Source organism: Leifsonia sp. CL147, assembly GCF_900114565.1.
GTDB lineage: Bacteria > Actinomycetota > Actinomycetes > Actinomycetales > Microbacteriaceae > Leifsonia.
In genome coordinates this window covers 19,804-40,867 of record NZ_FOTM01000005.1, presented here as the reverse complement: position 1 = coordinate 40,867, position 21,064 = coordinate 19,804, and the positions used below count along the sequence as shown (strand labels likewise).

General features: G+C 65.8%; 27 protein-coding genes. 8 read left to right on the top strand and 19 right to left on the bottom strand.

Features of this window, described 5'->3' with window-relative positions; all coding sequences use genetic code 11:
• Positions 1-85 precede the first annotated feature (85 nt).
• On the top strand, positions 86-787 hold the full coding sequence (locus BM287_RS06145) for an SDR family NAD(P)-dependent oxidoreductase (protein ID WP_090037003.1): 702 nt from the start codon (positions 86-88) through the stop codon (positions 785-787).
• Between the two features lie 129 nt (positions 788-916).
• Here BM287_RS06145 and BM287_RS06140 read toward each other — a convergent pair whose 3' ends face one another.
• Both BM287_RS06140 and BM287_RS06135 read right to left on the bottom strand, forming a co-directional pair.
• Positions 917-1,918, bottom strand: coding sequence for a cellulase family glycosylhydrolase (locus tag BM287_RS06140; protein ID WP_211772961.1), 1,002 nt, complete (start codon positions 1,916-1,918; stop codon positions 917-919).
• A gap of 216 nt (positions 1,919-2,134) precedes the next feature.
• Complete coding sequence (locus tag BM287_RS06135; protein ID WP_170857450.1) at positions 2,135-3,346, bottom strand: Bcr/CflA family efflux MFS transporter; 1,212 nt, start codon at positions 3,344-3,346, stop codon at positions 2,135-2,137.
• 256 nt (positions 3,347-3,602) lie between these two features.
• Here BM287_RS06135 and BM287_RS06130 point away from each other — a divergent pair, with 256 nt between their 5' ends.
• On the top strand, positions 3,603-4,187 hold the full coding sequence (locus tag BM287_RS06130) for a CGNR zinc finger domain-containing protein (RefSeq protein WP_090036998.1): 585 nt from the start codon (positions 3,603-3,605) through the stop codon (positions 4,185-4,187).
• A 452-nt stretch (positions 4,188-4,639) separates the two neighbouring features.
• Here BM287_RS06130 and BM287_RS06125 read toward each other — a convergent pair whose 3' ends face one another.
• The 6 genes from BM287_RS06125 to BM287_RS06100 all read right to left on the bottom strand — a co-directional run bounded on the left by BM287_RS06125 (position 4,640) and on the right by BM287_RS06100 (position 8,290).
• Complete coding sequence (locus tag BM287_RS06125) at positions 4,640-4,951, bottom strand: hypothetical protein (RefSeq protein WP_090036996.1); 312 nt, start codon at positions 4,949-4,951, stop codon at positions 4,640-4,642.
• Positions 4,948-5,262, bottom strand: coding sequence for an AbrB family transcriptional regulator (locus BM287_RS06120; RefSeq protein WP_090036994.1), 315 nt, complete (start codon positions 5,260-5,262; stop codon positions 4,948-4,950). The genes BM287_RS06125 and BM287_RS06120 overlap by 4 nt, the downstream gene beginning before the upstream one ends.
• Positions 5,263-5,429: 167 nt before the next feature.
• Entirely contained in the window at positions 5,430-5,987 is a 558-nt protein-coding gene (locus tag BM287_RS06115; RefSeq protein ID WP_244527952.1) for a P-loop nucleotide/nucleoside kinase family protein, read from the bottom strand.
• Positions 5,988-6,076: 89 nt separating this feature from the next.
• Entirely contained in the window at positions 6,077-6,733 is a 657-nt protein-coding gene (locus tag BM287_RS06110; RefSeq protein ID WP_090036992.1) for a DUF998 domain-containing protein, read from the bottom strand.
• Positions 6,734-7,080: 347 nt separating this feature from the next.
• A complete protein-coding gene (locus BM287_RS06105) occupies positions 7,081-7,320 on the bottom strand; it encodes a putative antibiotic biosynthesis monooxygenase (RefSeq protein WP_090036990.1) in 240 nt (79 codons plus the stop codon).
• A gap of 46 nt (positions 7,321-7,366) precedes the next feature.
• Positions 7,367-8,290 carry an NAD(P)/FAD-dependent oxidoreductase gene (locus tag BM287_RS06100; protein WP_090036987.1) on the bottom strand — a complete coding sequence of 308 codons (924 nt, stop codon included), beginning with the start codon at positions 8,288-8,290 and terminating at the stop codon, positions 7,367-7,369.
• Positions 8,291-8,357: 67 nt separating this feature from the next.
• Here BM287_RS06100 and BM287_RS06095 point away from each other — a divergent pair, with 67 nt between their 5' ends.
• A complete protein-coding gene (locus BM287_RS06095; protein WP_090037305.1) occupies positions 8,358-8,951 on the top strand; it encodes a helix-turn-helix domain-containing protein in 594 nt (197 codons plus the stop codon).
• Positions 8,952-9,054: 103 nt separating this feature from the next.
• On the opposite strand, the gene BM287_RS06090 is transcribed toward BM287_RS06095, so the two are convergent.
• The 9 genes from BM287_RS06090 to BM287_RS06060 form a co-directional block, all read right to left on the bottom strand.
• Positions 9,055-10,344, bottom strand: a complete 1,290-nt coding sequence (locus BM287_RS06090) for a helitron helicase-like domain-containing protein (RefSeq protein WP_139230623.1) — start codon at positions 10,342-10,344, stop codon at positions 9,055-9,057.
• A gap of 111 nt (positions 10,345-10,455) precedes the next feature.
• On the bottom strand, positions 10,456-11,451 hold the full coding sequence (locus BM287_RS06085; RefSeq protein ID WP_090036983.1) for a hypothetical protein: 996 nt from the start codon (positions 11,449-11,451) through the stop codon (positions 10,456-10,458).
• Between the two features lie 111 nt (positions 11,452-11,562).
• Entirely contained in the window at positions 11,563-11,835 is a 273-nt protein-coding gene (locus BM287_RS06080; RefSeq protein WP_090036982.1) for a hypothetical protein, read from the bottom strand.
• Positions 11,832-13,733 (bottom strand): hypothetical protein, encoded by a 1,902-nt coding sequence (locus BM287_RS06075; RefSeq protein WP_090036979.1) that lies wholly within the window; start codon positions 13,731-13,733, stop codon positions 11,832-11,834. Before BM287_RS06075 ends, BM287_RS06080 begins: the two co-directional genes overlap by 4 nt.
• An 87-nt stretch (positions 13,734-13,820) precedes the next feature.
• Positions 13,821-13,988, bottom strand: a complete 168-nt coding sequence (locus BM287_RS17795) for a hypothetical protein (RefSeq protein ID WP_170857449.1) — start codon at positions 13,986-13,988, stop codon at positions 13,821-13,823.
• A 77-nt stretch (positions 13,989-14,065) separates the two neighbouring features.
• A complete protein-coding gene (locus BM287_RS06070) occupies positions 14,066-14,380 on the bottom strand; it encodes a hypothetical protein (protein WP_090036977.1) in 315 nt (104 codons plus the stop codon).
• Between the two features lie 185 nt (positions 14,381-14,565).
• A complete protein-coding gene (locus BM287_RS17790; RefSeq protein WP_170857448.1) occupies positions 14,566-14,712 on the bottom strand; it encodes a hypothetical protein in 147 nt (48 codons plus the stop codon).
• Between the two features lie 191 nt (positions 14,713-14,903).
• A complete protein-coding gene (locus BM287_RS06065) occupies positions 14,904-15,185 on the bottom strand; it encodes a hypothetical protein (RefSeq protein WP_090036975.1) in 282 nt (93 codons plus the stop codon).
• A gap of 2 nt (positions 15,186-15,187) precedes the next feature.
• Entirely contained in the window at positions 15,188-15,493 is a 306-nt protein-coding gene (locus BM287_RS06060) for a hypothetical protein (RefSeq protein ID WP_090036973.1), read from the bottom strand.
• 433 nt (positions 15,494-15,926) lie between these two features.
• On the opposite strand from BM287_RS06060, the gene BM287_RS06055 reads away from it, so the two are divergent.
• From BM287_RS06055 to BM287_RS18205, 3 genes are read left to right on the top strand one after another with little or no spacing between them, the layout of a single operon-like run.
• Positions 15,927-16,130 (top strand): hypothetical protein, encoded by a 204-nt coding sequence (locus BM287_RS06055; protein WP_090036972.1) that lies wholly within the window; start codon positions 15,927-15,929, stop codon positions 16,128-16,130.
• Positions 16,124-16,357, top strand: a complete 234-nt coding sequence (locus BM287_RS06050) for a hypothetical protein (RefSeq protein WP_090036970.1) — start codon at positions 16,124-16,126, stop codon at positions 16,355-16,357. Before BM287_RS06055 ends, BM287_RS06050 begins: the two co-directional genes overlap by 7 nt.
• Complete coding sequence (locus tag BM287_RS18205; RefSeq protein ID WP_280140931.1) at positions 16,354-16,485, top strand: hypothetical protein; 132 nt, start codon at positions 16,354-16,356, stop codon at positions 16,483-16,485. The genes BM287_RS06050 and BM287_RS18205 overlap by 4 nt, the downstream gene beginning before the upstream one ends.
• A 339-nt stretch (positions 16,486-16,824) precedes the next feature.
• Here BM287_RS18205 and BM287_RS06045 read toward each other — a convergent pair whose 3' ends face one another.
• Complete coding sequence (locus tag BM287_RS06045) at positions 16,825-17,574, bottom strand: hypothetical protein (protein WP_090036969.1); 750 nt, start codon at positions 17,572-17,574, stop codon at positions 16,825-16,827.
• Positions 17,575-17,819: 245 nt separating this feature from the next.
• On the opposite strand from BM287_RS06045, the gene BM287_RS06040 reads away from it, so the two are divergent.
• Positions 17,820-19,721: an Ig-like domain-containing protein gene (locus BM287_RS06040; RefSeq protein WP_090036967.1), complete on the top strand. Its 1,902-nt coding sequence runs from the start codon at positions 17,820-17,822 to the stop codon at positions 19,719-19,721.
• Between the two features lie 19 nt (positions 19,722-19,740).
• On the opposite strand, the gene BM287_RS06035 is transcribed toward BM287_RS06040, so the two are convergent.
• The gene (locus tag BM287_RS06035; protein ID WP_090036966.1) at positions 19,741-20,271 is read right to left on the bottom strand and encodes a hypothetical protein; all 531 of its coding nucleotides are present in this window, start codon (positions 20,269-20,271) and stop codon (positions 19,741-19,743) included.
• A 120-nt stretch (positions 20,272-20,391) separates the two neighbouring features.
• Between BM287_RS06035 and BM287_RS06030 the strand changes: the two genes are divergently transcribed.
• Positions 20,392-21,033 (top strand): HdeD family acid-resistance protein, encoded by a 642-nt coding sequence (locus BM287_RS06030; RefSeq protein WP_090036964.1) that lies wholly within the window; start codon positions 20,392-20,394, stop codon positions 21,031-21,033.
• The last annotated feature ends 31 nt before the right edge of the window (positions 21,034-21,064 follow it).

The following is a 21,064-nucleotide window of genomic DNA, read 5'->3' as shown; positions in this document are numbered from 1 at the left end:
CAATCGTTGAGCGTGTGCTAGCGTTTCACTCTACGAATGATGAGTGAATGTTTCCAGGAGGACGACAATGGGTGATGAGACACGAATGACGACGGCACACGAGTCCGTTCTGGTGATCGGCGCGTCGCGTGGCCTGGGGGAGGCGATCGTCGAGACGTATGCCGGCCGCGGTGCGAAGGTCGTGGGAACGGTCCGCGGAGGTGGACTCACGCTGCTGCACGAGTTCGCGGGCCGCCGCGAGGGCGTGGTCGAGATCGAGCACGTCGATATCGACGAGCCCGACGCACTGGAGGCGCTGGCCGAGCGGCTCTCCGGGCGCAGCTTCGACCTCCTCTTCGTGGTGGCGGGGATCTCTCTCGCTCCGATGGAGCAGATCGCCGCGGAGGTCGCCACGGAGGATTTCGTGCGAATGATGGTGACCAACGCCCTGAGCGTCATCCGCACGGTGGAACGACTGCAACACCTCGTGGATCCGACGGGCACGATCGCGGTCATGTCGTCCGGGCAGGGCAGCATCGCGAACAACGGTTCGGCGGGTTTCGAGGTGTATCGGGCGACGAAGTCGGCGCTCAATCAGCTGATGCGCAGCTACTCCGTCCGCCACGCCGTCGACGATCGTGCCCTTCTTCTCCTGGCACCCGGCTGGGTCAAGACGGAGATGGGCGGCCCGCGCGCGAAGCTCGAGATCGGCGACAGCATCCCAGCCCTCGTGGACACCGTCGAAGCTCAGCGCGGGAAGCCCGGACTGCAGTACCTCGACCGCAACGGCGCCACCCTCCCGTGGTGACGCGACACCACGGGAGGGGCCGAGGTGCTCGTCGGGGTGATGCCCCTGCCGAGGTGCTCGTTGTTGCATGCGACACGCCGTGGAGGAGCGCAACTACGAGCACCTCGGCGCAAGGCCGCGGGCACGTCCTTAGAAGCCCCACCCCCAGCGCACCTGTGTGACGGCCGACGAGTTGTTGTTGCTCAGACTGCTGCCGTTGTGACTTTCCATCGAGTAGTTGTCGCCCGTCTTGAGTCCCGCCCAGACGACGGTGCCCATCCCGGCGGAGCGGGCGGTGTCCGTGACCGCCGCGAAGTAGGACTGCACGAGTTGACCGTTGTGGTTGGCGAGGTAGTTGATGCCGGTCGTCATCGGGCCGCCGAACTCGTCGATGATCGTTCGACTCTGGTACGCGCCGATCCTGCCGTTGAGGTTCGACACCCAGTCCGACTCCTGCGTGGAGCTCGCCCAGGTGCTGTAGAAGTGCAGCGAGAGGATGGTGCCGTTCAGTGCGCTCGCCGCTCCGACGGTCGTGACGTTGTCGTTGTAACCCGTACCGCTGATGATCACGCGCCCGTGCGGGATGTTCGAGTGAGCCGACAGCCACGACGAGCAGATGGAGATCCACTGGCTGGACGAATACCCGAACGGTTCGTTCAGCGGCTCGAAGTACACGTTCGCGTTGCCACCGTAGTCGTTCACGACGGTGTTCCACATCGTGTTCCAGTCCGTCATGTTCGTGATGGTGCCGGTCGTGTTGCTCTCGGTCCAGGCGCTGAGGATGACATTCATCCCATCGGATAGCGCAGCGTCGATGGCACCCTTGTATCGACCCCACCAGACTGAATTCACGCCGGGAGGATTGATCGGAAGTCTGACCGTGTTCGCTCCGAGGTTGTTCTTGAAGGCCGTGATGTAGCTATCGGCGATGGAGTGGATCGTGGAGTAGTCGTCGCCCGAGGCGAGCCCGTCAGGGATGGCCCACCCGGTGTTGTAGTTGTCCCGGGTGTCGGCCCAGTTCACCCCTTTGAACTGGCTGGTCGCCGCCTGCGCGGGAAGGGCGGGTCCCGTCAGTACGGCAGCCACCGCCGCTGCTGCAGCGAGTAGTGCGAGTCGTGACCGCAGCATGCGCGGACGGACTGTGATCGTCATTGATCTCCTTGGATTTTCACTTTTGCGCGCCACAGAAGACTGCTTTCGAGAGGCGAACTCGTCCCGAACAGCCGCGGCGCTCGACGCGATGTTTACGTCAACATCGTGATCATCTCGGACCGGGATTGTGTTGTCAAGCGCGCATGTCGACCACCGCGAGTACGAGTCCCATCGGTCGGCGACGACGACAACGGCTGACGCCCTGGATGCCTTTCCCTAGCGGGGCGACTCAAAGCTCACCGCCTGGATCGGCTGAACCGCTGCGGGTCGGAGCGCAATGGTCGTCACGAGCAGCGATACAACTGCGGTGCCGGCGAGGATCGCTGCGACCGGCGTCGCGCTGCTGACCCCGATCAGGCCAGGCAGCGGCGATAGGGCGGCGGCCGCGGCGAAAGTCGTGAATCCGTACGCGGAGGTGGCGGTGCCGGCTTGTGCGCCTTGGTCGCGTAGCGCTATCGCCGCTGCGGCGGGGAAGCAGGCCCCGCATGCTGTGGCGAAGACCCAGAGGCAGGGCAGCACCCCGGCCAAGCCGCCGAGCTGAGCCGGCAACAGGGCGATGGCTGCCGCGAGTGCGAGGGATGCGGCGCAGAGCAGCACCGATCGCTCCGAGGTGCGTCTGGCTAAGGCTCCGCCGACCTGCACGCCGAGCATCAGTCCGATCGAGCCGACGAGGAACGCCGCCGCGAAGGCGAAAGGAGAGAGTCCCCATACGGTTCGCAGCAGCAGGGGGGAAGCTGCCACGTAGGCGTAAATGCCTGCGTAGGTCGCGGCGCCGACGACGGCGGCCGCGCGGAACCGCCTGTCGGCGAGCGTCTTTCGCAGGCGACCGGATGGAGTGAGGTGCTCGCGCCGCAAAGTCTCGGGCACGACCACGGCCGTAGCGACGAGAAGCACCGTGCTAAACGCGGCAAGCACGCCGAAGAGTCCCCGCCAGCCGACAAGGGGCAGTAGCGTGGCACCGGCAATCGGGGCCACAAGAGGCGCCGTCGTGGTGATGAGCGTCACTCGTGTGAGCAGCGTGATGAAGCGCGACCCCTCGCTGAGATCGCGGATGATGGCGAGCACGAGCACAGCACTGCCGGCTGCGCCGAGACCCTGCCCGATGCGGCCCGCGAGCAGAACGGCAAGCGAAGGGGCCACGGCGCACGTCACCGATCCCACGAGGTGCAGTGTCATTGCGACCAATAGAGGTCGCCGACGACCCACCCGGTCACTCCAACTGCCGACGACGCCTTGGCCGAGCGCGAGGCCCGCGGTCATGGCGGCCAGCGTGATCTGCACGGTGAGGTCGTTCAGTCGGAGGTCGGCCTGCAACTCCGGAAAGGCAGGCACGTAGAGGTCAATGGAGAGCGGGCCGAGAGCGTCGAGAAACCCAAGGACCAGGAGGAGACGGAGGGGCACCAAGGCGGGCAGTCGCTCCCGTATCACGGCAGTCTCCTCAGGTCGGGAAAGCGCGTCGTCCCGGGTTCGGTACTCCTGCCGACTGCGGTTCGAGAGACGCGTCCGATTGCGACGCGGCAGTGATTCGTCCTTGTCATTCCACACCAATCATGAGTTATTGCCGGTGTAAGCCAAGCGGTAAAGCGCGACACCTGTCAAGTCACTACGCTGGTGTACTTAGAAGGCGCGGCCGCTGGCGAAACCGCTCCGGCGAGGACACTTGTCATGGACGTATGCTGGAGTCGTGGGCCGACAGACCGATCTTGCCTTCCAGCGAGAGGACGAAGTCATTCCCGCGCCACTGAGGCTGGTGCGCGACTTCGTGAACACGGTCGAGTACCAAGAGGACGACGAGGGCTGGGAGCAGCCCTCCGATCTCGAAGCCTGGCTCGCCGGCCGCGGGCTACTCGATGATCATCACGCCCACGCGAACGGGGGCGACCTTGCACTGGCGAAGATCGTGCGAGAAGGACTGCGCAGCGTGCTGGCGACGCACGCCGGCCACGAAGCGGACCCTAATGCGCTGCGAAAGCTCGACGATGCCGTAGCCGCTCTGCCGATTCGTGTCTCGTTCGCCGGCCCGTCGATGTTCGCAATCACATCTGACGACGGGGCCGGGGTACCGGGCGCCCTCGCCAACGTGCTGGATGCGGTGCGCGCGTCCCGCGAGGACGGCACCTGGCAGCGACTCAAGGTCTGTGATCGCGTCACCTGTCGCTGGGCATACTACGACTACTCCAAGAACCGTTCGAGCCGCTGGTGCACGATGGCCGGATGCGGCAACGCCATCAAAATGCAGAAGGCGCACGCGCGCCGCGCCTCTGCATAACGGAGCACGCCGCTGTGCGTCACGAGGAGGTGCAGCGGGTTCACGAACCGGCCTGTCCGTTCCACGATCGCCGAACGCCGCTTGGTGCTCGGAAGTCCATTCCCCGCAACAAGCGTTTCGGCCACAAGTCCAATCGGGCTGCCGAACTCGTTGAGTTGAGTTCGCTGCGGCATCGCGCGGACGCTGTGAGTGAGGAAACAGCCCAGTGGGCCGACGATAGGCTTCAGGGCCGTCGGGACAAGCGGTGGCACAAGGTCCCGGACACCGCCCTGGGATTCGTCGTTGCGGAAAAGCTTGCCGCGCGGGGTCGACGCGAAGGGTCGAAGATTGGTCGTTGGCGCGATCCCCGGTGGCATGAACGTTCGCGTTGGCCCGGTGGGAGCCCTCTTGAGGTCGAGCTCTGACGCTGAGCAAGCATTGAGCGTTGCGCATTCGCGGGCGCCGAGAAGATGCTACGGGTTGCGGTAGACGCCGCGGTCGCCAACGCGGCGCCACCTGCAGTATGTCTCGCCGTTGATGGTGATGAGTTCGAACGTGGCGCGGCGGTTGGGGGAGGAGACGGACCAGGTCATTTCGTAGATCCCCGGGGCGCGGCGCATGGATTTGATTCGCAGCCTGGCGGGCCATCCGCTGATTGGGTTCTCGGCAAATGCGCTGCACGCGGGAGCGAAGCTTGTGCGGACAACGTCGCGAAAGGTGGCCTGGTGTTCTGGCTTGAGGCGCCTGTAGTCGGTATCGAATGCTGGAGTGGTCTGGAACTTCACTTCGAGGTGATCGGCTTTTCGGCGAGCTCGTCGAGGGCGGTGAGGAAGTCGTCGGTCGATTCGTGCAACGTCACCTCGCTGGCGGCGACATGCGCATCGACCTCGCGCTCCCGCTGCTGCCATCGCTCGGTCCAGAACCATGCCTGGTTCGCCGGAACGGCCACGGTGGGCCGCAACTCGAGCACGCCATCTTCCCGCTCGGTGATCTCCATCTGCGCGCCAGCTGCGTCCAGTCCCAGCCGACGGCGCAGCTCGGCGGGCAGAGCCACCACACCGCGACCCTGAACGGCGACGTACCCGTGATAAGTCATGGCTACATCATACTCCGTAATACAGCAACGCAGTGCTGCTGTAAAGCCGTAACGCTGCAAAGCGTACGACCTCGGACATGTATTGGCCCCCAGAGCCAGCCGGTGAACCATCGCGCGCAGGGCGATCGCGTGGTTGCAAATCCGTCCCGGGGGAGGGGCGGCAGCCCTCACCCGTAGTGGATGATCCTGCGATCGAACAAGGAGAGTTCTGCGTCGTCCGGTCTCTCAAATCTCCGCACCGATTGTTCGAGAACGTCGACCGTGATCTGCGCGGTCCCGTAGGGAAGGTCGGCGTTGCGCAGTTGAAGGCGTCGCCGCAGTTCGGAGATCCGGATGTCGAAGTAGTGCATCTCGGTTATGGCATCCGCGGACCTGGCGATGCGCCGGATCTCGTCGCGTTCTGCTCGTTTCCACGTGCCATCTTCCAGAATGATGCTGTGCCCATGGGCGATGAGTTCTCTCCACAGGCGGTCGAGCCGCATCTGCAAACGATCGCGGATCGCGTCGAAGGGGTCGACGCCGAGATCCGCCATCCATTCATCGGTGCTGAATCGGATAGCACCCGATCGTCCCGCCAACCGGCGCGCCAGCGTCGTCTTTCCGGACCCGGGCAGGCCGCAGAAAAGCATCAGAACCGGCGGCCCCGCAACGTCTTCTTCGACTTTCATGATTTCGTGACCACCGTATCGCGCCATCTCGTCACCCGCGAAGAAGCCCAAGCTCACCCCGCGACAGGAAGCGCGGGACGCTACGCCGACATGGCGACCACACGACCAGCGAGATTGCGTGGCAAAGGCATTGAACAGTACTCGGCTTATTCGATCGTTGAGAGGGCAGCAGTTGTGCTTCGAGCGCGCTGTATGAGCCTGACGGAGATGTAGGTGAACCAGGCGAGAACGACGACCACGAGGATGCGCTCGAACAAGCCGCCCAGGTGCACCGATTCGGCAACCTTGGGCTGGGATGTCGCAAACGTGAGGATGAGCACTACGAGTGAGAGTGCGGCCACGATGAGCGAGATCCGCGCTTCTGCCTTCCAGTTTGCAGTCTTGCGAAGGCCGAATCCCACGATCGCGATTCCGGCGATGACCGCGATCTCACCGACGAGGGAAGCTATCGTGTGCACCCGACGCGTGGGCGGCGCCGAGGTGAACAAGCTGACCGTGATCCAAACGAGGCTGAAAACGGTGAACGCGGTAGCAGACCACGCGATGGTCGCGCGGCCGATCACGCCCATCATGCTCCAGGAGAACGCAACCACGAACCCCAGAAGGCATAAGCCCAGGATGAACGCCGCAACATCTTCCTGCCAACCATCGGGACCTGTGCCGAGGGCGCTGATCGCCTGATCCAGCGCTGAGTAATGGGGGCGCAGTGCGCCAGCGATGAGAACGTCCCCGACGAAGAGGATCGGCCCCACGACTCCCAATGAGGCGAGGGGGATCAGAAGTCTCTGCGGGGTTGTGCTCATGCAGTCATCCTCCTGAACGCAGGATCGCCAGGCTAGCTGCCACCGGACTATCCTCAGCTACTTCCGGAGGAGTACCGGCGAATTGTCGCACGCCGCCGGCCGCGGTCGTTTCGGACACCGGAGGGGAAGAATATTGTCTGTTCATACCCGCGGCCGTTGCCAAACAGGGCGATTGCCGACCACGGCGCGTGCGGTGAGGGCTACGGTGAGGGCTTTACGTGGACCCCGCCTGCCGCTTGCATTCGCTGTCGTTTGATGCGGAACGACTGAGTTTGGTCGGCTTGCGCAAGGGGAGGGCGGTGGCGTTATCGGCGACGACCGGAGGTAGCTGGCGGCCCACATTGTGTTCATTCTCCGGCTTGCCGGGCTACACGTCGGCGAACGATCTCCCCGTAAATGCGAAAGAGCTGAGGCACGACGAGGTACACCGCGAGCGGTACGACGATCACCGAAAGCACCAGCGCCTTGAGCACCGGGTGCCAGGCCGCGGTGAACGGCCCGGTGAGGAGCATCGCTACAGAGACGAGAGGGAAGATCGCGAGCCAGGTGATGAAGGCGCGGATGTGGGCGGAGGGCTGGTTCTTCATGAGGGATTCCTTCGAGTGTTGATGGGAGGGTTGGTGGATTGGAAATTCAGCGCACAGCGGCGGCGATGTCTTCGGCGACGAGGTCGGCGTTGATTGCCGTGCCCGCCATCGAGCCAGCGGCTGCCGACACGGGGACGGTCGCGGCGGCGTTGACGACGTTCCCGGCCGCCCAGACGCCCGCGATGCTGGTGCGGCCGTTGGTGTCGACTACGACCCAGTCCTGGCCGTCAGGGCGTGTCTGCATCGCGGCGCCCAGCTGCTTGAGCAGTGCGTCGTTCGGGATTGCCTTGGGTCGGACGAAGACCGTGTCAAAGGGTCGTCTGCTTCCGTCCTCGAGTTCGAGGCCGGCGAGCATACGGCCATCGGCGATCACTCGGGCGATACGAGTGACGACGATCTCGATGCCACGCACCCGAAGGCCGTTGCGGTCCGTCTCGCTGAGCTGGGTGGCTTCGGTGAAGTAGGTGATGCGGTCGCTGAGTTGGCGGAGGAGCTGTGCCTGGTGGACGCTGCCCGGTTCGGTGGCGATCACAGCAATGCGGGAGTCGCGCGCTTCCCAGCCGTCGCAATATGGGCAATGCGCCACGCCGCAACCCCAGTGAGCGGCAAGGCCCGGAATAGAAGGCAACTCGTCGCGCAGGCCCGTGGTCACCAGCAGGCGCCGGGTGCGATGGAGGTCGCCCGATGCCAGCGTGAGCTCGAAGCCGCTGTCGATTGGTGCTACGGAGAGCGCTTGGGTGGATTCGACGGTGGCGCCGTAGGATTCGACTTCCGCTCGTCCGCTCGAGATCAACGCGAGCGGTGACCACCCGTCTCGGCTGAGGAAGCCGTGCATGTGGGAGGCGAGTGCGTTGCGTGGCTGCCCGCCATCGAGAATGGTCACCTTGCGGCGTGACCGCGCGAGCATCAGCCCGCCGCTCAGGCCGGCGCCTCCGGCTCCCACGATCAGGACATCGGATTCAGTCATCATGGGATGACTTTCCCGGTTACGCTTCGATCGGGGCAACGCAGCTTGCGGAAACGGCAAAAGGGTGCTCATGAGCGTGGATATCGAGGCGGTACTCGGGGGAGTCGGAGGTCGACTCCGTGAGCTCCGCAATCGCCGTGGCCTCACCTTGGCCCAACTCTCCACGGAGACGGGGATCTCGGTCAGCACCTTGTCGCGCCTCGAGTCCGGCCTGCGGCGACCGACTCTCGACCTGCTGATCCGGCTGGCCTTCGTCTACGGTGCGAGCCTGGACGACATCGTGGGCGCGCCACAGATCGCCGACCCACGGGTGCGTCCGAAGACCTTCTTCCGAGACGGCAAGGCGATCATCCCGCTGACGGGGCAGAACGCTGACGTCGTGGCCTTCAAGATGCTCCTGCCAGGCCGTGACCCGGTAGCCCCGGTCGAACGCAAGACACACGAGGGGTTCGAATGGATCTACGTGCTCAGCGGGCAGGTGCTGCTCCTCGCCGGCGACGTGGAAATGACGCTGAATACCGGGGAAGCGTTCGAATTCGACACTCGAAAGCCGCACGCCTTCGTCTCGGCGGGCCCCGAACCGGCAGAGCTGATCAGCCTGCTCAGCACGCAGGGAGAGCGGGTGCACCTGCGCTCGGACGCCTCACCACACGAGGCTCTGTAGTCGTTTCGCATTCGGCAACCAGCCATGGAGGGCTTCCACGTCATACCGGCGGCGCGAATGAGGCGGCCATCAAGCGCTCACCCGCTACTGGGCTGTTAGCTCTTTAGGGCTGCCTTTCTGCATAAGGGGAGTGGCGCCAAGCGTCGTATTCGCATCGAACAGGCCATTCTCTTCCTGACATAATGGAGCGATATCGGCTCGCGCCCCACTCGGGTCGCTTCGGCAGAGGCTCGGGTACCTGGCCCAGCTCGACGGTCACGCCGGTCTTTTGCAGTCCCCAGACGCCCCAGAAGTTGGCCGAGGGTGCACCCTCGTCGATCGCGTCGAGCCAGAGCTGGGGGAGCTGGTTCTGGTACTCCTTCGACTTGTACGCGCCGTGCTTGGAGAAGTACGCGGCGATGCGCTTGGGGTCGGCGTAACGCTCGATCGAGCGGCGCGAGACCTGGGTGCCGGCGTTGACGTGCTTGCGGAATTCTTCCATCGGGTCGTAGTCCACCAGCTCGGGGTCCTGCTTGTGGACGCCGACGATCTTCGCCCAAATGAGGGAGAACCAGGCGTTGAAGAACAGTCCGCCGACGTTGAGGTTGACCAGCTCGGTGCCGGCCTCGTTCCAGCGAAGGTGCCCGGATGGGGTGCCGTCCGGGTCCGCAGCGTGTAGCCGGCCTTTCGAGTACCCCGTTGGCGGGGTCGCCAGGATGTGGATGTGAGGTGCCCCGCGCTCCTGTGTCTCGAACTTCCAGACGCCCTTGGGCATCTCGCCCCAGGCGTTCCGGTACGCGATCTGGAATCGGTTCACCATGAGCTTGAATGCACGGGCGGTGGGTGCGCAGTCCTCCCAGCCCCGGCCGGGCATGGTCGCGGTGAGCAGCGCCGGCACCTGGCCGTTTTCGAACAGGGGTGTGTAGTCGTACTGGCCCATGCGGAGGGTCATCCGGGCGCGGGACTTGGTGGACCAGTTGCGGCGGGCCATTCGGCCGGGTTTGACGGCTTCGAGTTGTGGCCGGCCGGGTTCGAGCTCGCCGCCGTCGCCGTGTGCCCATTTCCATTCGGGGGACGGTTCGGGCACCGTCTGGAGGCTGGTTGCGGCGGCGGCGGGGAGGTTTGCGAGGGCCATGGGTCCATTAAGGCATTCCTGTTCGGCGCGCACCATAGCCTTCAGCTTCTGTTGGGCCATTCCGAGGGAGTAGTGCTGCTTGCCGTCGGAGCCGGGGGAGAGTTTCGCGAAGACCCGTATGACGCCGCCTGAGACTTCGAGGAAGACGCGGCGGTCGTTGATCCAGGGTCGGGCGGGAAGTTTGCGGAGGCCGGCGTCGGTGACCGCCTGGGCGACCGTGGCGACGGAGGGGAGGGTGAGCGTGGCGCTCTGGCCTCTATCCGGTTGTGGTTGTACCATTTACGTGAAATCACCTATCTCAAGCGAACGTGATTTTGCTCAGGGCCCCGGGATTGCAGCCGGGGCCCTTTCTCATTCTGTCGTACCGGACACCGTTCCCTCTGCCCCCCATTAGTGCGTGTCGATCAGTTCGAACTCATGGGCGTGCTCGTCAAGGACCGCGCCGGCCCCACCGCCCTCGGAGACGAGCACGGTCGGCCGGCGGTCCCGGTAGGGGTTTCCGCAGCTGCAGCGCTTGCGGGTGATCATGCCGCCGCAGGTGTCGCAGACGCCGGACTCGGATGCGTGGGCGACCATCGATACCGATCCGAGCGTGTCGTAGGCGCGGAATTCGCGGGAGCCTGGTCCGCGGAACCATTCCTTCACGATGGGCTTGAGGTTCTCCCGCTTGCCGGCGGTCCACTGGTCGAACTCGACCATGTCGTAGGTGGCGAACCGGAACGCCCGCTTGGGTGCCCACATCTTTAGCCGGCCCGTGACCGGGTCCGCGACCGGGCGGCCGGCGAAGTAGCCTCGGCACTCCACGACGCCCTTGGTGACCTGGCGGATGATCTTGTCGGCGCGGTCCCAGGCCGGGGCGGTCCAGAGGAACAGGTTGTCGTACTTGCGGCACTGCATCAGCCGGTTCTGTATCGGCGTGTTCAGCTTCCCCGCGGTCGCATCACGGCTGTTCGCGATCCCGACGATCTCGTCGGCGAAGACGAGGGTGTCGCGGGCCTCCAGGAACTGCTCCCAGTCGTAGAACGGCTCGTAAAGCGGGTGCAGCTCGCCAGTGTTGGTGTCGAACAGGGGCACCGTGGAGAGGACCCTCCGGCCCTCATCGAGCGAGTGCAGGGCCTGGGACACGGCGCACAACGATTTGCCGCCGCCGTTGGGTCCGACCATGGCGAGGATCTCGAACGTCTCCCGCATGCGCACGTTTCGGGCATGGACGGCGGAGCCGCCGCCGTACCAGAGGACGAACCGGGCGCGCAGCGGAAGCTTCTCTTTGCCCTTCGCCTTACGCCGGTAGTCCTCCCGCGACGTGTCCCGACCGACCGACGTGGCGTTGGATTCCAGAGCGTCGGCGATGCGGGTCAGATCCCGGGACTGGCTGTGCTTGGACATGTGAACCTTTCTCCGATGGTTGCCTTGTGCTGCTCTCCGGGGATGGTTGGCGGGTCCCCGGCACCCCGTTCCGGGCGGACGCCGTCCGCCCCTCCACGGGGTCCCCGCCGGTCACCCGCCGCCCATCGTCGGGATCAGCCCCACCAACCAGCGGATAACTTTCACCGACCACAACCCGAACCAGAGCGCGAGCTGGAACCCACCAACGCCGATGACCAGCGGCCAGGGAATCCAGGCGCCGAGGCCCGCACCGGAGTTGATGACGTTCTGCACGTACCCGGCTGCGCTGGTGATCCAATCCGGCACCGCCGTCGCCGGCGGGAACAGGCCGATCAGCCAGGTGATGAAGCCACCGGCGAGGCTGAGGAACCACTCGGTGATCATTCGCCCGACACCCCGCTATACCCAGCGAACCGACCCAGCAATCGCGCAAGCGCCAGGACGGCCATGATCGCGATGCCGGCGGTGAGCAGCCCGTTGACGATCGGGGCGATGTGTTCGAAGTAGTCGCCGGGGCAGGCCGCGAGCATGTGCACGCTCGTCGGTGCGCCCTTGATGTACCCGCCGCCGCCGATCCAGCTCGTGTCGATCGTGATGCCCTGGCAACCCGAGGTCGGGCTAGTGAGGAAGAACCCGCTGACTGCCGTGCCGAGGACTCCGACGCTGGAGTTCTTCCACGCCGTTGACACCTGTGTTTCGGTCGCGACGACCGCCGAGGTGCGCGGAGAGAATGCGCACTGCAGCGGCTGGAGCACCCAGTTGACGGGGTTGAACGCCGCCCACCCGGAGGGCCAGCAGTCAGGGCGATCCTGCCCGGTCGCCGGGTCTGCCGATGCCCCGGTACCCAGAGACGGTTTGACGCTGGTCTGGGTGCCCGTGTCGGTGCCGTCGCCCGGGTTGGCGTAGGCGTCACCTGTGCTCACCTTGGCCGGGTCGAACCGGTTTGCGAGGACGTTGCACTCCGCGATCGGGGCCACGTAGGTGCCGTACTTGCAGGTGTAGTCGCTGCTCTTGGTCGGGTCGGTGAACCAGGTCGCGCAGCGGGACTGGTCGCCGTCGTAGCAGGAGCCGGCCTTGTCGATGAGGTCGAGCTGGCACGACTGGCCGGCACAAAGCGGGTAGGCGCTGTTCATCGCCTGATACGCCGCCGTGGTGTCTTGGTCGTAGAGCGTCAGGATCTGCGGGCCGCCGGTCATCGTCACGGTCATGTGGCCGGCGGTGATGCCGGCCGGGAGGGTGGGGCAATTCGGGGCCGGCCACTTCGGGTCCGTTTCCAGGAACGAGGTCGTCACCGCCTGATACACGGCGTTGCTCGTGCTGGTGATGGTGCACACCAGGGTGCGGGTCGGGTCGCCGCTCGCGCCCGGGTACTGTGACCCTCTCGGAGAGAGGCCGGAGTACCACGACCGGTTTCCCTGGCCCAGCGTCGACCCCGTCGTGCCGATCGCGAACGTGTCCGGATTCGCGCCCGTCAGGTTGCTGCTAGACATCGTTGTCGCGTACAGCACCGTCCCCGCTGGGCACGTCACCACATACGACGCGGTCAACGCGCCGGTGCCGAAGCTGAACCACTGGGGCACCGAGTTCACACCGGTGACGGCGAGGGTGCTCGTGTTCTGGCAGTAGCCGATGAAGTACATGCTGCCCTGGCCCAGGCTCGACGCGTTCGTCACCTTGATCGTCTGGCTCCCGGTGACCGCCTGCGGCGTCTTGTCGAACGAAAAGCACGAGTACGCGACGTACACCCCGCAGGTGACGTATCCGTTGCCCGTCCCCACGCTCCAGGCGATCGGGTAGGTCGGGAACCCGGGCGGCTGGGCGACGGCGTCCGAATTCGCAAGGTAGCCGATCTGCGGCGAATCGAAATTGGAGCAGTCCGCGCCGGACAGCGTCTGGGCGACCTGGCCGAAGAAGTCGTTGCCGGTGCCGCTGCACACGGTCCCGTTGACGTCGATGCCCAGGCCCTGGTCTATCACCCCGCCGATGGTCGTGCCGAGGTTGTAGGACTGGATCACCTGCGATACCCCGCCGACAACTTTGGTCATCGACCCGAACTTGAACGCGGGAACGCCGGCCTTCGAGCCGATCTGGCCTGCGAGCTGAGCGGCGCTCTTTCCGTCGGTTGTGGCTGCGCCGACTACGGACGAGGGGAAGTTGAGTTTCGGCGGGTTGACGGGAGACGGTGCGAACGCCTCGGCGGGCGCGGCCACGCCGAGGATCACGGCGGATGCGGCGATGCCGGCCACGATGCCGGCGGCGGCGATCTTGCTGCGGAGCTGCACGAGTGTCTCCCTCTCCGGGCTGTGGTCCGGCCCGCTCACCCCGCCCCCGCGGAGGGAAGGCGAGGACGGGGGAGCGGGCCGGGTCGGTCAGGACTTCTTGAGGAGGCCCAGGCCCCAGCCGATGCCCTTCTTGATGCCCACGAACGTGAGCGTGCCGACGATGCCGGCCGCGACCGCTGCGCCCACGTAGCCGAGGACGGTCGGAATGCCGGCGGTGATGGCCGACGCGAGGTCGGCGGGAGCGAAGGTAGCCATTCGGCTATCCCCTTTCTGTTCAGACCCCGCGTCGGGGGCCGGTTGACCCGATCACCGGTCGGTGTCGGGGGTCTGTGCTAAATCAGGCCGTCGCGTCTGAGGTCGTCCTCGATGCCCGCGTTGCCGTAATGGTCATCCAGTCCGTCGGCGATCAACACCGACCCGTGGCGATCGCCGCGGTAGTTCCAGCCGCCCGTGTTCCGGTCGTACCGGTACCCACTCAGCAGGAGCACGCCCCAGCCCACGCCCTTGCGGATACCGATGAACACCAGCGACCCCGCGATCGCCGCGGCCACCGCTGCGCCGAGCCAGAGCAGGATCTGAGGGACGCCGGCGCTGAATGCTGCGCCGAGCGCGGCCGGGTCGAAGGTGGCGGTGTCCGCGAGGTTCACGAGCTGCGGCCTTTCAAGTAACGGGTGATGATGCCCAGGGCCACGCCTAGGGCGAAGAATCCGAAGACGTACGGGGCGAAGTCGCTAACCACGGCGCAGCAACTCCAATCCGGCCCGGGCGCCGGCGCAGATCGCGATGACGCCCATGAACGTGGTCACCACCGCCGTCGCCGCCTGCAGGTCCATCAGCCGGCCTGCTTCCGTGCGTTGTAGCGGGGGCGCTCCACGACCACGTGCCAGCACAAGGCCAGCCCGCCGATCAGGACCAGCCCCGCGGCTGCGGCGATCGCGAGGTCACCGAAGCCGGCCGAGTAGCCCAACAGGTTCTTCACTGGATGCCCCCGCGCATGACAGCGATCGCGTCGAACACGCCCAGCACGCCGAGGACTCCGAAGAACGACACGTACCCGACCAGCGGTGCGAAGCGGCGCAACTGCGGGCGCATCAGGCAATCCTGTCCCCGAGCAAGAACCCGACCGCGAACACGACCAGCAGCCCGCACAGCAGCACGAGGTACTGGAATTCAGAGAGCACGAGACGCCGCCTCTCGCGTCGCCTGGCCGACCCGGACTTCCATGCGACGCTCGCGCAGCTCCACCAGCCGGCCGAGCCGTTCGAGCTTCTGCTCGACCCCTGCCTTTCGCAGCGCCCACCGGACGAACGTGGTGAGCAGCTCCAGCAGCGCGGACGCCGCCCGCCACACCAGGATCGCGCCGAGGCAGCCGAAGAACGCCGCCGCCAACACCATGGGCGCGACGTCCTGCAACAGGACCCGCTCCACCACGGCCAGCTCGTCAGCACCCATGGTCAGCTCTTCGCCGGCGCGGCGAACGTGGCGGCGATCGCCTCAAGGTCTCCGGGCTGGAGGTACCGCTCGAAGGTGAGGGACGAGCCGCGCTCACCGTCGAACGCCGTGGCGACCACGGCGACGATCGCATCGCGGTTCGGCCGCTGGGCGTCGGCGTCCTTGCGGAACTTGACCGACACCGGCCCGCCCGGGGTCGAGACCTCGACCACCGTGCCGGTGTACTCGCCGTCCCACTTGGTCTCGCGGTGGCCGCTGACGCGGCCGAAGATGATCAGCTCAGGGGTGATCCGTGCTCCGATTGCCATGACTGTCTCGCTTTCTGTAGATGGGAGCCTCTAGTACGCTCCTGTCGTTCTTTGAATGAGAATGGCGGAAGGTAACAAGCCCCCGCCAGCACCCAGAGCAGGGGTTAAGAATTGGGCCGATTTGGCCCCCAAAACCCGCGAAACGGGGGACACGGCACGGGATAACGCCCGTTGTCCCGTGCATCCAGCACCGAACAGCGGCCGGCGGACGGCAGGTAGCTCCGCTCCGACCGCCCGTCAAGGGACACTCCGGCCTCACACCCGAGGAGGTACAGGAAGGAACTCCGTTCCTGCGAGCGGCCGGCTACACGAGGCAGGGGAGGCCTCCGGAACCCTTGACAGACGCTCTCCGCTCCACTGTCGCGGCAAGTGCGAGCAAGGCACCCGTTCCGGGCACCTCGCCCGCAACATCAACCAAAGATTGGGGATCACGATGAACACCACCGACACGCCGCTCCCGCTGACCGAGTCGATCCGCCGCGCACGGGTCGAGATCGACTCGTACGCCCGCGTCATCGCAGACGCCGTGCTCGCTGGCGAGCCCGTCAGCGACTTCCTCAAGCGCGGCTACGCCTACGCCGTCGCTCGCGAGGCCGAGCTCAGCGAGGCCTTCGACAACGAGGCCGGCGAATGCTGACCGTCGAACAGCGGCACGCGCTGATCGTCTGCTTCGAGGCGGCGCGCCGCGCCGCGAAGACGTTCGAGCAGACCCACGCACGCTCCGCCCGCGGCGTCCCCGTCGGCATCGACACCGTGCTCTCCGTGCACATCGAGGACGAAGCCGCACAGCGCGACTTCTACGAGTTGCTCAACTCGGTCACCGACTGGGGCATGCACCCCGCCGTGCGGGAGGTGACCTCGTGACGCTCCACCAACAGTTGGCGGACCCCGGAACGTGGGTGGTCATCGCTTGCGCCGCGGTGCTCATCGCTGTCAATCTCTGGCTGCTCGTACGCGACGTGCGCCGCTACGGGCGGGGGAACAACCGGTGAAGCGACGGCACGTCTACATCGGCACCAGCGCCGTCACCGTCGCGTTCCTCACCATCGCCGTGCTGCGCCTGGTCCTCGGCAACGGCCTGATCTGGCACTTCCTCCGATAGGGGCACCATCGCGTCAATGATCCGGATCACTACGAACACCCGGCCCAATTGGACCCAGCAAGCGGCGGGGGAGCTGCGCTCCCTCGCCGTCTGCGTGCAGCTGGAACGGATCGCCGCCGCCGAGGTTATGCGCCTCGGCCGGCGGCGTCACGTGCGAATCACTGCGACCGACCAGGACGGTGTCGAGCTGGCCTGTGTCTGGCCGGCGGAAGAACCCTCGCACTGGGAGCTAAGCGGCGAGACGGTAGCGCGACCGTGGGAGACGGTTACCCGGCCCCTTGCCGGCTAGCAGGTAGCCGATGTGCGCGGCCGAGACGCGGCCATCGTTGACCAGGAGATACCCGGAGCCGCCGTCGTAGTAGCCGCGGGTGATGACCTTACGGGATGTAATCTCGCCTGTGGCCTGGTCGGTGGTGCGGAAGATGCGCGTGCGCATCAGCGCCTTCGGGCCGATCCTGCCCGCTGCGCCCCGGAATTCCCAGGTGCTGAGCTTGCCGCTCTTCCTCGCCCGAAGAACCAGAGCCGCGGCGACGACGTCAAGGTCGCGGCCGGCGCGTTCAGTGCGATCACGGACCTTCTCGCCGTCGATGATCTTCACCCGCTGCCCGTACTGACCCTCATATGTCACGGCGGCCGAGACCAGCTCGCCACGCCGAACCACTTTCGAGAGCCATCTGGTGAACGCGGTGTCGTCGTCAACGAACCGGTAGGAGCTGGTCGTACCGTCGCCGTTGCTGACCACCGTGCGCCGCTGTGTGACCGCCTGGGCGCGGGCGAGCTTCCGCAGATGACGCTCGACCTTGACGAACTCCGAGACCGGCTTCGCCGACACGGCAAGGTCACGGGCGAACTGCCTCAGAACGCTCTTATCGGTCGCCCACGGGGCGCGGTCCTCGGCCTCCCAGGTGGTGCCGCGCGCGACGATGTGCGCGTCCACGGAGGCGGCCCATTCTGCCTTCGCCTCGTCGTCAGCTGACATAATGTGCATTATCAGCGATCAATTCGCGAGAACTTCCGGCCGACCTCCACGTCGAAACAGCCGTCTACTCCTGCCTGCCCTGCGAGGTGGACGATATCGATGGGCAGATCGGGCTCCGCCGAGGCGGGCCGCCACGACAGGAAGTCATAATGCCAACTCAGAGGAATTCTCGTCTTTTCGCGGTGCGTGGGCGCCGGATTGCTGCACTGATCGCCATCGTGCCACTGGCTTTCGGTGCTGGGCTCATGTCCTTCGTGCCGGCCGGCCCGGCTGCCGTGACCAAGGCTGCGCCGGCCCGCGCGGCGGCGCCTCACGACGGTCACTACTGCGACGGGTGTCAGCCTCCGCTCGAGTACACCGGCGGCCCGGTCATGGACACCCGATCTCCCGAGGGCGTTGTCGTGATCCCGGTCTTCTGGAGTCCGCCCGGCACCGACCAGTTCCCGGGCGGGTACGTCAACGGCATCGATCGCTATCTTGCGGATGTGGCCGCCGCGAGCGGGCAGCAGGACAACGTCTACTCCGTTCTGACGGAGTACAACTCGACAGCGGACGGTTCGACCACTCCCCTGAAATACCACATCACGGCAGGCTCCCCGATCGCGGATACGTCCCTGTTCCCAGGCAACGGCTGCACGCCGGATTCCGACGCGTTCGCCATCTGCATCACCGATCAGCAGTTGCGGGACGAACTGGCGCGCGTCATCCAGGCGAATCGGCTGCCGATGGGCCTCGGTCATTTCTACCCGGTCTTCCTGCCACCGGGCGTCGAGACCATGGATCGCGACAAGACCACGTCTGCGTCCTCGTTCTGCGGCTACCACCGCTTGTTCGGGCAGGAGCCTGACGAGGTCGTCTACGGCAACGAGCCGTTCGAAGCCTCGAACTGCGACGGGGGTCAGTCCCCCAACGGCAGTCTCGCGCTGGATGGGGCCATCAGCACCCTCAGCCACGAGCTCGCCGAATCGGTGACGGATCCGAACGCGGAATCGAGCGCATGGCTGGACCACACCGATCATGAGATCGGCGACATCTGCGCGGAGGATTACGGCACCGCTTCAGGCTCGGTCGACCCGGCGCATCCATTCACCACGGAATACAACCAGGTGATCAACGGCGACAAGTACTACACACAGACCGAGTTCAGCAATTGGTCCTACGCGCACTACGGAATGGGATACGGATGCGCCCAGAGTGAGCGGCAGGCGACGACCGATCCCGCCAGGTCGCCGGAGGACATCGCCGAAGTCTTCTCCGAGGTCACGCCCAACACGACCGACAAGAACGACGCGGAGGCGGAACTCCGCGTGACCGTCTACGACCGTGCCGGCGACCCCGTGAGCGGAGACGCAGTGAACTTCACGGCCTACGTCGTGTCGGGTGACGGGGCCTGCGGCGATTTCAGCGCCTCCGGGGCCAGGACGGACGACGCGGGCCAAGTGACGACGACATACACCGGGTCATCCGACCCCGTCACATGCGCACTCGTCGCCCACGAGGCGCGTGGCGGACACTCGGGGACGAGTCGCATCTATCAGGGCAAAGCCGCCGATACCGCCCCGCAGGCTGTCGCGACCTTCCCCTCCACTCTGGAGCCGGGCGGCGCAGCGCGGACCTTCACGACGACTTTCACGAACCCCTCGAACGAAGACATCCGCGGCTCGCAGGTCGAGTTCGACGTCTACGCCAGCGACACGTCGAAGGTCGCCGTCGACCACTCCGACCTTCACGTCTCGTACAGCACCCAGGGCGCCGACGGTCCCTTCACGACGCTCTCCCTGCACGGTTCAACCGCGGACGGCAGCGCGATCTACGGAATCATCTCGCCCAAGAACGGGCTCACCGCTCACGCGAACTCCCACCTCGCCGTCTATTTCCGGATGAGCGCCGGCAGGACCTTGCCCACGAACAGCACGGCTCCCCAACTCTCACTCGAGGCCTACCTCGACCAGATAAACCCTGCAAGCGGCGCGGGCACGACAATCGCCGACACGTATGCCACGGACGTTCGGCTCGTTCCGCCGCAACCGGGGTACCTGACCGCGTGGCGCTACGTCGGTATCGCCCTCGTCGTGCTGTTCGTCACGATCGGAATCGTGTTCCTCGTGCGGCGTTCACGTTCGCGTCATACGGCCGACCCCCACTGAGGCCTGCCTTTCTGACGGCTCAGGATCCGAACTGCCGTCGGAACGCGAACCGATCGTCGGGCGAAAACCGGTACTCGTCGTCGCAGCGGTACCCTCGCAGCCACTGCTGACCATCGACGACGCGCAGGTAGAAGCCTTTCGGAAACGCCACATCGTCGCTCAACGGCGCCGATGCGACCTTGATCGCACCCGCGGGCGACCTGCCCGCCGAGAGGATCGAATCCGGAGCGTTCGCCTGGGATGGCATAGCCAGGCGCAGATAGGGTCCCGTGTCGGGCGGGCACAGCGCGAGACCCTGTCCCTGGGCTGAGGCGAAAACCTCCGGCAACGTCGCACCTCCGCCCAGGCCGAGCTCGCCGACCGTGCATTGGACGACCCGGATATCCTCCGGTTCACGCACATCGAAGACCGCGTGATCGAGGAGTAATTCCGCGAATGCATTCAGAAGGACGCCCTGAGTTGACAGCCCACTCCGCAGTCCCTCGCGGTCAAGACCCCCGACCGAGAGCCGGAGCGCTGCCGGCATTCCAGGTTCGCCGGGCTGTCGCATTCGTCCAGGCTATCGCCGCACACCGGTGGCAGCGATTTGCCGTCCTGACAACACGCGTCCTGCGCGCTAATGTCGGCAGCGACTGCCGCCCGGCGGCCGCTTCGACGAAGGGATGCCGCGATGAGTGTCAACGACTCGACCGACCCGTTAGTGCATGAGTTCTCCCTCGACGCGCGGAACATGACGCGTGCCGCCATCAACGCCTACCGGACGACGCTCGCCGTCAGCGGAGCGGTCGCCCTGATCCTCGGGATCGTGCTGCTGTTCTGGCCAGAGAAGACACTGTCGGTGCTGGCCGTCTTCCTCGGAATCTACTTCCTGATCGCCGGCATCATGCGCCTGGTCGTCGGGATCTTCGCCCGCGGGATGCGCAGCGGCCCACGAACATTGAGCATCATTCTCGGAGTCGTGCTCATCTTCGCCGGGATCGTCGCACTGAAGAACGTCTCGGCCGCGGCCGCCACGCTCGTGATCTTCGCGATCGCCTTCATCGGCGTCGGCTGGATCATCGAGGGCATCATGACGCTGGCCGAAGCCGGTCGTTCCGCGTCGGCGGGCTGGTCGATCACGTTCGGGATCCTGAGCATCATCGCCGGGATCGTCGTCCTGGTGCTGCCGGCGTCGGCCGCGGTCTTCCTGCTCGTCTTCGCAGCCATCGCGCTCATCGTGCTCGGCATCATCGGGCTCGTGCGCGCCTTCACCTTCGGGCGGGACGTCCTGAAGGCGACCGAGGGGCCGACCATGGCGCCGCGGGTGGCATAGGCGACCGACGCAGCGCGTCCCGCTCGAGCGA

Coding starts and splice junctions, on each gene's coding strand:
- BM287_RS06145 (WP_090037003.1), top strand. CDS start 86: ATGACGACGGCACACGAGTCCGTTCTGGTGATCGGCGCGTCGCGTGGC.
- BM287_RS06140 (WP_211772961.1), bottom strand. CDS start 1,918: ATGACGATCACAGTCCGTCCGCGCATGCTGCGGTCACGACTCGCACTA.
- BM287_RS06120 (WP_090036994.1), bottom strand. CDS start 5,262: ATGACTTATCACGGGTACGTCGCCGTTCAGGGTCGCGGTGTGGTGGCT.
- BM287_RS06110 (WP_090036992.1), bottom strand. CDS start 6,733: ATGAGCACAACCCCGCAGAGACTTCTGATCCCCCTCGCCTCATTGGGA.
- BM287_RS06105 (WP_090036990.1), bottom strand. CDS start 7,320: ATGAAGAACCAGCCCTCCGCCCACATCCGCGCCTTCATCACCTGGCTC.
- BM287_RS06100 (WP_090036987.1), bottom strand. CDS start 8,290: ATGATGACTGAATCCGATGTCCTGATCGTGGGAGCCGGAGGCGCCGGC.
- BM287_RS06095 (WP_090037305.1), top strand. CDS start 8,358: ATGAGCGTGGATATCGAGGCGGTACTCGGGGGAGTCGGAGGTCGACTC.
- BM287_RS06090 (WP_139230623.1), bottom strand. CDS start 10,344: ATGGTACAACCACAACCGGATAGAGGCCAGAGCGCCACGCTCACCCTC.
- BM287_RS06085 (WP_090036983.1), bottom strand. CDS start 11,451: ATGTCCAAGCACAGCCAGTCCCGGGATCTGACCCGCATCGCCGACGCT.
- BM287_RS06080 (WP_090036982.1), bottom strand. CDS start 11,835: ATGATCACCGAGTGGTTCCTCAGCCTCGCCGGTGGCTTCATCACCTGG.
- BM287_RS17795 (WP_170857449.1), bottom strand. CDS start 13,988: ATGGCTACCTTCGCTCCCGCCGACCTCGCGTCGGCCATCACCGCCGGC.
- BM287_RS06065 (WP_090036975.1), bottom strand. CDS start 15,185: ATGGGTGCTGACGAGCTGGCCGTGGTGGAGCGGGTCCTGTTGCAGGAC.
- BM287_RS06060 (WP_090036973.1), bottom strand. CDS start 15,493: ATGGCAATCGGAGCACGGATCACCCCTGAGCTGATCATCTTCGGCCGC.
- BM287_RS06055 (WP_090036972.1), top strand. CDS start 15,927: ATGAACACCACCGACACGCCGCTCCCGCTGACCGAGTCGATCCGCCGC.
- BM287_RS06050 (WP_090036970.1), top strand. CDS start 16,124: ATGCTGACCGTCGAACAGCGGCACGCGCTGATCGTCTGCTTCGAGGCG.
- BM287_RS06045 (WP_090036969.1), bottom strand. CDS start 17,574: ATGTCAGCTGACGACGAGGCGAAGGCAGAATGGGCCGCCTCCGTGGAC.
- BM287_RS06040 (WP_090036967.1), top strand. CDS start 17,820: ATGTCCTTCGTGCCGGCCGGCCCGGCTGCCGTGACCAAGGCTGCGCCG.
- BM287_RS06035 (WP_090036966.1), bottom strand. CDS start 20,271: ATGCGACAGCCCGGCGAACCTGGAATGCCGGCAGCGCTCCGGCTCTCG.
- BM287_RS06030 (WP_090036964.1), top strand. CDS start 20,392: ATGAGTGTCAACGACTCGACCGACCCGTTAGTGCATGAGTTCTCCCTC.